Origin of the sequence: Hydrocoleum sp. CS-953, assembly GCF_002260545.1 — a bacterium.
In the GTDB taxonomy this organism is placed as follows: domain Bacteria; phylum Cyanobacteriota; class Cyanobacteriia; order Cyanobacteriales; family Microcoleaceae; genus Trichodesmium.
On sequence record NZ_LGSU01001416.1, the window covers coordinates 1 to 12,577 of the forward strand.

General features: G+C 41.4%; 8 protein-coding genes. 4 read left to right on the forward strand and 4 right to left on the reverse strand.

Annotated features, from left to right (window positions below; translation table 11 throughout):
* Positions 1 to 314 precede the first annotated feature (314 nt).
* Positions 315 to 1,232, forward strand: a complete 918-nt coding sequence (locus tag AFK68_RS28800; protein ID WP_094677210.1) for a histone deacetylase — start codon at positions 315 to 317, stop codon at positions 1,230 to 1,232.
* Between the two features lie 478 nt (positions 1,233 to 1,710).
* Here the strand turns inward: AFK68_RS28800 and AFK68_RS28805 are convergent, their stop codons facing one another.
* The 3 genes from AFK68_RS28805 to AFK68_RS28815 are packed head-to-tail and all read right to left on the reverse strand — an operon-like array spanning position 1,711 to position 5,200.
* Positions 1,711 to 1,881 carry a response regulator gene (locus tag AFK68_RS28805; protein WP_094677212.1) on the reverse strand — a complete coding sequence of 57 codons (171 nt, stop codon included), beginning with the start codon at positions 1,879 to 1,881 and terminating at the stop codon, positions 1,711 to 1,713.
* On the reverse strand, positions 1,874 to 4,087 hold the full coding sequence (locus AFK68_RS28810; protein ID WP_094677214.1) for an ATP-binding protein: 2,214 nt from the start codon (positions 4,085 to 4,087) through the stop codon (positions 1,874 to 1,876). Before AFK68_RS28810 ends, AFK68_RS28805 begins: the two co-directional genes overlap by 8 nt.
* A gap of 6 nt (positions 4,088 to 4,093) precedes the next feature.
* Positions 4,094 to 5,200, reverse strand: a complete 1,107-nt coding sequence (locus AFK68_RS28815; RefSeq protein WP_168186697.1) for a phosphate/phosphite/phosphonate ABC transporter substrate-binding protein — start codon at positions 5,198 to 5,200, stop codon at positions 4,094 to 4,096.
* Between the two features lie 124 nt (positions 5,201 to 5,324).
* Here AFK68_RS28815 and AFK68_RS28820 point away from each other — a divergent pair, with 124 nt between their 5' ends.
* The 3 genes from AFK68_RS28820 (at position 5,325) to AFK68_RS28825 (ending at position 12,024) form a co-directional block, all read left to right on the forward strand.
* Entirely contained in the window at positions 5,325 to 5,564 is a 240-nt protein-coding gene (locus AFK68_RS28820) for a hypothetical protein (RefSeq protein ID WP_143438398.1), read from the forward strand.
* A 529-nt stretch (positions 5,565 to 6,093) separates the two neighbouring features.
* Entirely contained in the window at positions 6,094 to 8,061 is a 1,968-nt protein-coding gene (locus tag AFK68_RS40050; RefSeq protein ID WP_094678784.1) for an AAA family ATPase, read from the forward strand.
* 24 nt (positions 8,062 to 8,085) lie between these two features.
* The gene (locus AFK68_RS28825; protein ID WP_210407664.1) at positions 8,086 to 12,024 is read left to right on the forward strand and encodes an ATP-binding protein; all 3,939 of its coding nucleotides are present in this window, start codon (positions 8,086 to 8,088) and stop codon (positions 12,022 to 12,024) included.
* Positions 12,025 to 12,449: 425 nt separating this feature from the next.
* On the opposite strand, the gene AFK68_RS46835 is transcribed toward AFK68_RS28825, so the two are convergent.
* Positions 12,450 to 12,569: a DUF4896 domain-containing protein gene (locus AFK68_RS46835; protein ID WP_371357608.1), complete on the reverse strand. Its 120-nt coding sequence runs from the start codon at positions 12,567 to 12,569 to the stop codon at positions 12,450 to 12,452.
* Between the last annotated feature and the right edge of the window lie 8 nt (positions 12,570 to 12,577).

The following is a 12,577-nucleotide window of genomic DNA, read 5'->3' on the forward strand; positions in this document are numbered from 1 at the left end:
TAACATCATTCCCGAAAAATGAGGGTGGGGATGGGTCATTAATCTATTAATTTACGATCGCCTCCTACTATTACTATTTATTGTTAAGTCTAAATACTTACTCAAGTTTTCTCCTCTTTCTGTACTACATTTTGTCGTGCGGAATGTGGGTTTCAGTTTTCTGCTGTCGCCGACATGAAAAGTATTTGTGAAGCATTCCGTAGGAGCCAAGAGTCAGTGCTTCTGCAGGAGGTTAACTATACTGTCAGGAAATGTTAAAAGCTAATAGCTAGTATTACCTATTTCCTACTCCCTACTCCCTACTCCCTTAATTAATGAATTTACCAATTATTTATCATCCTAATTATGTTGCACCAATGCCACCTGGTCATCGCTTTCCGATGGCAAAATTCAAACTACTTTATGAAATGTTATTGGCAGATAAAGTAACAAATAAATCCCATTTTTTTACCCCAAATTTCCCACCTTTAGAATTGATAGAATTAGTACATCATCGCGATTATATAGAAGCATATTGTAACGGTACTTTAGACCCAAAAGCACAAAGACGCATCGGTTTACCCTGGAGTCAACCATTAGCAAATCGAACTTGCATTGCTGTGGGTGGTGCAATATTAACAGCACAGTTAGCACTGAAGCATGGTTTAGCTTGCAATACTGCTGGTGGTACCCATCATGCGTTCCCCAGTTATGGATCTGGGTTTTGTATTTTTAACGATTTAGCGATCGCTGCTCGTGTCATCCAAAAATTAGGATTAGCCAAAAAAATCCTGATTGTAGATTTAGATGTGCATCAAGGTGACGGCACTGCCTGGATATTTCAAAATGATTCTAGTGTATTTACATTTTCCATGCACTGTGGTATTAACTTTCCTAGTAGAAAACAAATTAGCGATTTAGATGTCCCGTTGCCAGAGGGAATGGATGACGATCGCTATCTCCAGACATTAGCGGAATATTTACCAGATTTGCTGTCAGAAGTCAAGCCAGATTTGGTTTTGTATGATGCGGGAGTCGATACCCATATCCATGATGCTTTGGGAAAATTAGCTTTGACAGATACAGGAATATTTCGGCGGGAGATGCAAGTATTGAGTACCTGTGTAGGAACAGGTTATCCCGTCGCTTGCGTTATTGGTGGCGGGTATACTAAGGATATGAATTCATTGGTTTACACTCATTCATTGTTGCATCGTGCTGCCAGAGATGTGTTTCAGCAGTATCGCCTGTGACAAATGGCCTGTTATATCATGTCCGGTTGAATAGTTATAAATAAACGAGGGAGGAGTCAGGAGGTAGGGACGTTGCATGCAACGTCCGTACAGAGTCAGGAGTCAGGAGGGAAGAGAGGAGAAAGAAAGTATAATTGGTGAAATAAGGTATGAAATTTATATGGGAATCAGATTAATAGTAAGGAAAAAAACTGTTTTAACTACTGATTCCTGTACGGGCGTTAACGAAGTTGTGCGTAGCTAATGGCCATTAGCTACGCATAACTTTCCTATCGGAATGCTCCGCAAACGTTTTATATGTCGCGTAGCGTTAACGGAGTTGTGCGATAGCAAAACGCCCCTACGACTACTAAAAATCATACAATCATTTACCAACGCTACTTTCTCCTTCTTCTCCTCTTCTTCCTCTTCCTTTTCCTTCTTCTTTCTTGTTTCTTCCTTCCTGACTTCTGACTCCTCCCTTAAAATATTAGGAAATTTAAGTTTTTTCGTGCTTTATTAAATCTGGTGGGTTAACCTTTACCAATTTGAGGGCGCGATCGCCATCCATTGCCATTGCTACATCATAGCCTGCATATTCTAGAACTTCGGTAACCACGTCTAGATTTGCTACTGTGTCATCGACGACAAGAATTTCTCTGTTATCCACAACTGCTCCTATCTGTCAAATACTGTTTTAATACCGTCTCAATCTCCTCAAACTTGAATTGTTCTGTCAGTGTAAGAATGAGAGTTGTAAAGTTACGATAGCTTTCATCACTCTCAGTTAAGCTCTCTAAATTTTTCCGGAGTTTTGTCACTTTTCCTTGTTGGGCTAGCTTAAAGAATGATTGCAACACTTCTGGGGGTGGTAGAACAATGTTCTGAGAGTCATCCGTGTTGGCAGAGTTTGATGGCGACTGAGCATCCGTTGCATCCTCTGATAGTTCGTAGCGCCATTCCAAGTCAAGCTGCTTTGCTAGGATGGCGAACAACTCTTTGGCATCAACGGGTTTGTTCAAAAAGGCATCACCCCCACAATCAATTGCCATTTGTCGATCTAGCTGTGCGACTGACGCTGATGAGACAATAATTTTATGGTGTTTCAGTGTTTCAGAGTGTCGCACTCGTTTCAGCATCTCAAAGCCGTCCATCACAGGCATTACCAAGTCAGTAATTACCAAGTCAGGTGGCAAGGCTTCCATTTGTTCAATTCCCTGCCGTCCATCCTCAGCTTCACTGACTTCAAAACCAAGGGGTTCGAGCAGGTTAACCAATACTCCTCGGTTCTCCCAATGATCGTCGATGACAAGCAAGTGAAGACGCTTTCCCTCATAACCAATAATTGTTTGACCCTCACTACTCGTTCTTTGCTGTACCCAATATGAGGCGAGTGGCAAGTCTACTTCAAAGTAAAAATTGCTGCCCACACCCAACTGACTCGTCACTTTAATCTTTCCACCCATTAGTTGCACAATCTTTTGACTGATAGCCAGTCCCAGTCCCGTTCCCTCCGCTCGCCTATCGCGATCGCCGACTTGTTGAAAAGTTTGAAATAGTTTTTTCAAGTGTTCGGGGGCAATACCTACACCAGTATCTTCGATTTGAAACTGGATACGTCTTAAATTTGGATCTGGTTGTTGTTCGAGCATGGAAACCTTTAGCGTCACCGATCCTTGGTCAGTAAATTTGATAGCATTACCGACTAGATTAATTAACACTTGACGCAACCGTTTCTCATCAACCGAGATTCCTTCTGGCAAGTTTGGTTCGGGTTCATAAATAAACTCAATCCCCTTCTGTTCGGCTCGAATGCGACAGATTTCAAACACGCTTTCCAGCATGGAAGGGAAATGTTGTGCTTGGGGAGCCAGTTCTAGTTTACGAGCCTCAATTTTTGACAAGTCAAGAATATCATTAATCAGGGTCAGAAGATGGCTTCCGCACTGGTGAATGATGCGAACCCCATGCTGCCCTTTTCCCGAGAAGGCTTTGGTACGGCTGAGAATTTGAGCGTAACCAAGGATGCCGTTGAGAGGAGTCCGCAGTTCGTGACTCATGTTAGAGAGAAATTCACTTTTGGCTTTATTGGCAACTTCAGCTTTTTCTTTTTCTCGTTCTAGTTGTTGATAGGAGCTGTCTAATTTCGTTGCCATATAATTAAACTTAAGAGCTAGTTGCTCAATTTCGTCTCCAGTTCTGATGTTCAGACGATATGTTAAATCCCCTTGACCAATATTTGTTGCACCTTGCTGTAGTTTTTCGATAGAATGGATGACTGGCAGTAAAATCAATTTAAACTGACCAAACAAGATCGCAATAATAATAGCCATGACTATACATTGAATCACTAAAACTGTTTGTTTAAATTTACTGACTTGCTGCTGAGTTAGAGATTCTTGCTGTCGGGTTTGATCAATCAATAAGTTGATGTAAAATTCGATATCTTCGCTAAAAGAATTGATCGCTCTGACATCTTGTTGAAGTTGGGCAAAGCTAGAAGGAGTATCGCCTAGGTCGTTTGCCAGACGGACGAGATGGTGATAGCGACGACGAATTAAGGATATTTCTTCACTCTCCGACATCAGCAACTCTAGATCGTTCAACGTGATCAGAAAGTTAGACATTGCTTTATGATATTTCGTCATCTCAGCAGGGTTACGATTTAACATCAGAAAATCTTTGAGTGCTACGACTTGATTCTGTAAGGAAATATCCAAGTACATCCCCATGTCGATCGCCTGTCTGGTTTTAACGCGACTTACCTTTACCGATTTCTCCGCTTTTGCGATCAAAAAAGAACTCCCACTCATCACCAGAGCAATGAGCACAACAACTGCCACAGATGAGCTAATGAATTTAGTCGTGATCTTCATGTCATTCTACTCAGCAGTTTTGAGTCCTAATGTCCTTTGCAATTCTCTAATAGGTTCATAATCTCGATCTTGCACTAGAGTATAGCCATCTGACTTGGCACCGCTCAGAGCTGCCATATCTGGTGGCGCATTAATTAATGCTTTTTGTAAATTAGATATAAAATCTGCTGGTAGTTCTCTTGAGATGACAATGGGTGCATTAGGAATGGGATCTGATTCCCAGAGCAGTTGATATTTTTCTGGAGAGAGTTGTCCTGATTTTTGAGCGTTCAAATAAGTCGGTTTATTAATACCCGCTGCATCAATCTTTCCAGCTTCCAAAGCCGCAGCATTTTTGTTGTGGCTACCCATATACAGAACTTCTGTGAAGTCCTTTTCTGGATCGATATTCTGGCTGACTAGATGAGACAGAGGAACGAGATATCCAGACGTTGATGATTGATTGACAAAACCAAAACGTTTCCCTTTTAAATCTTCGATCGTTTTAATTCCACTCTCAGTATTAGCAACAATTGTACTGGTATACGAAGGTCGTCCCGTTCTTCTATCAATATAGGCAACGATAGGTTCAAGCTTGGAATTCCGTTGTTTAGCTTTAACATAGGAAAATGGTCCTAAATAAGCCATTTGCACTTTTCCCTCTGCAATTAAATCAATTGCTGTGTCATAGTTTTCAGGAATTTGAATGTTAACGGGCAATCCTAATTTTTCTTCGAGATAATCAGCAAAAAGTTCGCGCTTCTCCTTTTGCTCCTCCGAATTTTGGGACGGAATCATGACGATACTTAAACTGCTCAGTTGTTGCTGTGAGTTTTCTGCGGGATCAACTGGCGAATTAAGATTGTTGCTTGACGATTTATTAGAATCAGATTGAGAATTTCCAATACAACCTGTGTTTAAAAAAGCAACTGTTAAACCAAGTAATATAACAATTAGTGGTTTTGGATAAGGATTTTTAAGCTTTGAAAATCTAGAGAAGTAACCCATTGTAATTTTCCTTGTTAACTTCCCTGGCGGGAAGTCCCGCGCTCTCCCGCAGGGGAGCGTCGGGATGAAAGCCAGGGCCAGGATTCGGATACCTTCATAAGCTAAACGTTTATAAGCCTTTGACAAGGTAGAAAGATTTTGTTATTATAAATTTCAACACAGGGGGAGGACATCACCTCTGTCTAAATAGCGGTCAGGGTTTCCCAGACTGAAGAAGCCCGCGTTTTCCCGTAAGGGCAACGTCGGGAGTATGTCAAGACGTTTGGTGTATTATTTAATTGAGGGAAGTCTTCCATTTTCCGCTCGCTCAGTCGATCCTAAAACTGAACAACAAAATGAAGTCAAGGAGAAAGTTACTGCTGATGCTGCCATTGGAGCGATCGCTCTAGCTTTTCTCAGAAATAGGGTTTGTGTCCCTCGTGACATGAGTGCAAAAGCTGCAGTTGCTTTTCAAACAGCAATTGATACAATGTTGTCTTGTATATACTAGACCTCTGGTGGAAAAGAGGGAGTAGGGAGTAGGGAGTAGGGAGTAGGGGGAAGAATAGATTATTTCTGTACGATAATTGATTTGATTTTTGATTATCGGAGAGGTCTACTAGAGTTTTAAGGGTAACACAGCCTTCCAGGCTGTAACAAGCAGGATGCTTGTGTTACCAAAAAACTGATAACCAGGACTTACGAAAAAATGAAATTATACACCACCTGTAGGGGTGAACAGTCGTTCGCATCTACAAGATATGCTGGTTATGCGTAAGTCCTGATTTAGATAAACCCGCCCCCAGAACGTTGGGTTATACCATTGGGGGCGGGTTTATTTAACAATCTGTGAAAACTCCTTGTACGGACGCCCTTATGCAACGTCCCTACTGTGAAACCCGCCCCTACAGAGTCTAATTCCCTCATGCACAGTCATTACCTGTGTCAGTCCACTACTAAACTATTAAGTTAATTTTTTTTAAGTTGAGGTGAAAATGAGGTAAAATTAAAAAGGTAATATTTTCGGAATTTTTCAGGTAATGATGCTTAACTTGCCTGGTTATCAAGAGACAAACCAAATATATGCCGGAAAACGTACCTTAGTATATCGCTCGATCCGGGAGAGCGATAACAGTCGAGTAGTCATCAAAGTTCTGCGGAATCCCTTTCCCCACTTCAATGACCTAGTGTGCTTCCGCAACCAATACGTTATTACTAGCCACTTAGAACATCCCTCAATTCTTCGGCCTCTAGCTTTAGAACGCTACGGCAACGGTTATGCCCTGGTAATGCCCGATGAAGGAGCGATCGCCCTCTCCAAGTATTGGCCTAACTCTGACCAAAACCTCATCAATTTTTTCAACATAGCCATTCAACTGGCTGAGGCACTTCACTATCTGACTCAACAACGCATCATCCACAAAGATATTAAGCCGAGTAATATCCTGATTCATCCCCAAACCCTTCAAGTTCAACTCCTAGACTTCAGTATCTCTAGCTTACTGCCCAAAGAACAGCAACAACTCATCAACCCCAATGTCCTAGAAGGAACCCTGGCCTATATGTCCCCGGAACAAAGAGGACGGATGAACCGGGGTATTGACTACCGTACCGATTTTTATTCTCTGGGTGTCACCTGTTTTCAACTGCTGACTGGACAATTGCCCTTTGCCACCAGAGACCCGATGGAGTTGCTGCATTCTCATCTGGTCGAGAAGGTAAAGTTTCCAGTAGATAGGTGGCAGAGGAAAGTACCAGAGGCGTTGCAGGCAATCGTAATTAAGTTGATGGCCAAGAATGCGGAAGAACGTTATCAGAGTGCGTTGGGGCTGAAATATGACTTGGAGCGATGTTTGCAGCAGTGGGAAGAGACAGAAACAATTATCCCCTTTGAACTTGGGGAGCGGGATGTATGCGATCGCTTCTTGATTCCTGAAAAGCTCTACGGACGGGAAGGGGAAGTCGAAAGGTTACTGGATACTTTTGAACAGGTAGCTAGGAAGGGTGACAAGGGAACTTCCAGAAGCCAACTTATTTTAGTGGCTGGTTTCTCAGGTATCGGCAAAACCGCAGTCGTGAATGAGGTGCATAAACCCATTGTCGAAAAACGAGGCTACTTTATCAAAGGAAAATTTTACCAATTCAATCGTAACATTCCTTTCTCTGCGTTCGTGGAAGCTTTTCGAGATTTAATGAGACAACTGCTGAGTGAAAGCGATACTGAACTCCAAAGTTGGAAGTCTAAAATTATGACTGCCCTTGGGGAAAGTGGGCAGGTCATCATTGATGTTATTCCCGAACTACAGCAGATTATTGGAGCGCAACCTCCTGCTGTTGAGCTATCCGGTACTGCTGCCAAAAATAGGTTTAATTTACTCTTCCAGAAATTCGCTCAAGTCTTTTCAACGCCAGAGCATCCGTTAGTTATATTTTTAGATGACTTACAATGGGTAGATTCGGCTTCCCTGAACTTGATGAATTTGTTAATGACGGATGTAGAAACAGGCTATCTGTTATTAATTGGAGCTTACCGAGACAACGAAGTCTCACCCACCCATCCCTTGATGTTAGCCTTAGATGGGCTGACTAAAGACGGGGCAATTCTGAATACCATTACCCTAGAACCCTTAACTCAAAATAGCCTCAATCATCTGGTAGCTGATACACTCCATTGTGGGGAGAAATTCGCCCAACCTATCACGGAGTTAGTTGATCAGAAGACTCAGGGAAATCCATTTTTTGCCACCCAGTTTCTCAAGGCTTTACATGAAGATGGGCTGATTGAGTTTGATAGGCAAGCTGGCCATTGGCAGTGTGATATCGTGCGAGTTCAGGATGCTGCTCTGACGGATGATGTAGTGGAATTTATGGCCTTGCAGTTACAAAAATTACCCATATCCACCCAAGAGATTCTCAAACTAGCTGCTTGCATTGGCAACCAATTTGATTTGGAAACGTTAGCCATTGTTTCTGAGCGATCGGATATCGAAACGGCAACAGCTTTGTGATCAGCACTGCAACAAGGTTTAGTTTTGCCTCAGAGTCAAATATACAAGTTCTATGTGGGTGGGGAAGAGCAGAAGTTAGAGTCAGATTCACAGATGCTCCATTATCGATTTCTCCATGACCGAATGCAGCAAGCGACATATTCTCTGATTCCCAATGACGAGCAGAAACAAACCACTCATCTGAAAATCGGACGGTTGTTACTGGAAAATACTCCAGAGGAGGTGCAGGACGAAAAGATTTTTGCAATTGTGAATCAGTTGAATTATGGAGTAGACTTGCTAACTACTCAGAGCGAACGCGAGCGCCTGGCTCAGTTAAATCTGACAGCAGGAGGTAAAGCTTTAGCCTCAACAGCTTATCGGGCAGCAGTTGAATATTTCAGTATCGGTCGAACGCTCTTACCTCAAGATTCCTGGAACTCTCATTACTCTCTTACTTTAGCCTTATACGAGTCAGAAATCGAGGGAGCTTATCTGAATGGTGACTTCGAGGAAATGGAGCAACTGGCGAAAGTATTAGATGTTCATACTGCTAACATTCTAGACCGCATCAAAGTTTATGAAGTCAAAATCAAAGCTTACTCAGCCCAAAACCAACTCAAAGAAGCGACCAATCTCGGGCTTGTCGTTTTAGATCAGTTAGGGGTGAATTTCCCGACTCCCGTGACACCAGATGACATTCAGGAAGGTTTCCAGGAAATTACCCCAAAGTTGAACGGTATAGAAATCGATCAATTAATCAATTTACCAGCGATGACTGCACCAGAAAAATTAGCTGCGATGCAAATTCTCTCGAATATATTTATCCCTGTTTATATTGTTGCTCCCAACCTACTGCCTCTGGTGGTATGTAAACAAGTTATTATTTCTGTTGAATATGGTAATTCCCCCGAATCAGCAGTTGCTTATACAAATTACGGGTTAATTATGTGTGGAATTGTGGGAGATATTGAGACAGGTTATCAATTTGGAAAACTGGGTTTGTCTGTTTTATCAAAACTAAATATCAATCAACTTAAATCTAAAGTATTTAATGTGGCTTATTCTTGCGTTATCCATTGGAAAGAACCATTGAGAGCAATTTTAAAGCCCCTTCAAGAATCTTATACCAATGGAATAGAAACGGGAGATTTAGAATTTGCTGGCTATGCAGCTTTAATTTATTGTTATGGTGTCTTTTTGGTGGGAAATAATCTTGATGAAGTGAGAGCAGATATAGAGAAATACTATTATGCACTCCAGAAAATCAAGCAAGAAACAAGTTTAAATTATATCGCTATTTTTTGGCAGTCTGTACTAAATTTACAGAATGAATCTAAAAGTCGGTGCTATTTAAAGGGTGAGGTTTATGATGAGGAGCAAAAGCTATTACACCATCATAACTCCAACGATATTACAGCGATAAGTTACTTGTATTTTAATAAACTAATCCTCTGTTATTTATTTGGAGAATTCGATCTGGCTCTCAGAAATGCAGCAGAATTTGAAAAATATTCAGAAGGACAGACAGGTATAGCTGTAATACCGATTTTTTATTTTTATGATTCTCTAACACACCTTGCCTTATATAAGGAGACTAAGGTTGGTGCAGAGGAAAGGGAAAGTATTTTACAGCGGGTTGCTGCCAATCAAGAAAAGATGAAAAATTGGGCACATCATGCACCGATGAATCATCAACATAAGGTCGATCTGGTGGAAGCCGAAAAAAGTCGCATCTTAGGACAGAATTATCAAGCTGGGGATTTTTACGATCGTGCCATTTTTGGAGCTAAAGAAAATAAATACCTTCAAGAAGAAGCCCTGGCTAACGAACTTGCTGGGAAGTTTTATCTAGATTTAGGCAAAGAAAAAATCGCTGCTAGCTACCTGCAAGAAGCCTATTATAGCTATGTCAAGTGGGGCGCTAAAGCTAAAACTGATGACTTAGAACAGCGCTACCCCCATTTGCTACAGCCTATTCTACACCAGGTAAACCCAAGCAATTCTCTAGAAACTTTAGCCGAGCTTGCTAGCGATTCCTCGCTTTCGCTCCTGACTTCCATTACAGACAAATCCACTTCAAACAACAACCTCAATACAACCCTAGATTTAGCAACTATTCTCAAAGCCTCTCAGAGTATTTCGAGCATCATTCAACTTGATGAACTTCTGCAGCAACTAACTCAAATTATTCTACAAAACTCAGGAGGCGATCGCTGTGCCTTAATCCTCCCTGACCCTGAAGGAAACTGGCAGGTTGAAGCCATTACCACACTGAAAACGACTGAAGTTTGTACACAGTCTTTAGAAGGCAACCCTAACCTACCCGTTAACCTGATTTACTATGTCAAAAATACCCAAGAGATAGTAATGATTGACGCTCGGAAAACAGATTTACCAGTCATTGATGAGTATCTGAGCCAAGAATTTCCCCAGAGTATTCTGTGTTTGCCACTGCTGAATCAACAAAAATTAATTGGAATTCTGTATTTGCAAAATAAATTAGCCAGTGGTGTCTTTACGAGCGATCGCCTGCTAATTCTCAAATTCCTCTGTACCCAAGCTGCCATTTCCCTTGAAAAAGCCCGGCTGTATAAGCAATCCCAATCCTATGCCCAGCAGTTAGAAGTTTCCTTGAGCAAATTACAGGCTAGTGAAACTCGCTTTCGCTATCTAGCTGCCAACATTCCAGGGATGCTCTATCAACTCTTAATTGCACCTGATGGATCGACGACAGTTCCTTATGCAAGCTCTGGTTGTCTGGATATATATGAGGTATCTGCTGAAGAAATGATGGCTGGCAAATATAGTTTCCGAGACTTTGAACATCCTGAAGATAGCCTACTAATTGATGGAATGGTTGCTGACCTTCACCAGACACTGCAACAGTTCAACCTAGAATTTCGTATTGTAACACCGTCAGGAATAGTGAAATGGATTCAAGCAGTAGCCCATCCTATTAAACAAGCAGATGGCTCAATTATCTGGGATGGTGTAGTGATGGATGTTAGCGATCGGAAAAATATCGAAGCAGAGCGGGAAAAATTATTGCTAGAATTAGCCAAAGTCAATCGGAAATTAGAGCAAGCAAACCAGGAATTAGGTAATTATTCCCAGACATTGGAGCAAAAAGTTGAAGAGCGCACTACCGAACTTAAAGCAGCCCAACAACGCATTATTGCCCAGGAAAAATTGGCTTCTCTAGGGACTCTCACCGCAGGTGTCGCCCATGAACTACGCAACCCTCTCAACTTTGTCAAAAACTATGCTGAAGGTTCCATCGAACTTTCTCAAGAACTATTGGATACCCTCGAACCTGTAATTTCCACTCTAGATCCAGAAACTTTAGAATTGACCCAATCTATAATTGATGATTTGCAGGAAAATGCGACAACGATCTCCCATCATAGCGTTCGGGCTACACAGATTATCGAAACTATGATGCAACATACTCGTGTAGAGTATAAGGAATCTATCCCTCAGTCTACCCATCTCCATGACTTGCTAGACCAAGCTATAAAGCTAGTCTCTCACAGTAAACAACAGCAGGAGAAGTCTTTTAACCCCTCCATTCGCACTAACTATGCTGACAATTTGGACTTAGTTAAAGTGATTCCTAGCAGTTTCATCCGTGCATTGCTCAACTTGATGGACAATTCCTTTCATGCCATGCGCTCGAAGCAAAATCAACTTAGAGCTAATTCTCCTGTAGGGAAAATTGACTATACTCCTACCCTATGGGTTTCTACCCATCTGAGATCAGAGGAAGTGGAAATACGAATTCGTGATAATGGCTGTGGGATTGAACCAGCTATGAAGTCCAAAATATTAGACCCGTTCTTTACGACTAAACCACCGGGAGAAGGGACAGGATTGGGCCTATCACTGACCCACGATATTATTGTCAAGCAGCATCAAGGAAGTATAAATATTAATAGTGAATTGGGTGAGTTTACGGAAGTGATTGTGAGACTACCTAATTAGGGTTTTCTGAAAAAGTCCTTTTTAAGGAGTAGGGGAGTAATATCAAATCCGGTAGTATTGGTATAAAAAAGCAGAGAAACCGGGTTTGTCTCAAATGCCCTTGTAGGGACGTTGCATAACAAAAATGCGTTTCATGTCGCGCAGCGATACGTCCCTACCATTGACCTCCCACAAACCCGGTTTCTTGTTACTCCGAGGCAAGCAGATTTGATATAATTTTTGGGGTAATCTCTTGCCCAAAATACTAACTTGTTGAGCATAAAGAGCTGAGAACTAGGTACTTTTTCCAGACCTAAAAATACTAAAACCTTTATCTGTAAATTCTGTGATATTTAATCAGCAGAGCAATAATTCTTTATTTGTAATATCATGTCCGGTAGCATCAGTATTGTATAGGGAAGTTCAATAATTCTTTATTTGTAATATCATGTCCGGTAGCATCGGTATTGTATAGAGAAGTTCAATAATTGATAATTGATAATGGATAATTGATAATTACCTCTCCCTAAAAGGAAGAGGATTGAATAAAAGGAAAATAAATTCATTGTTTCTC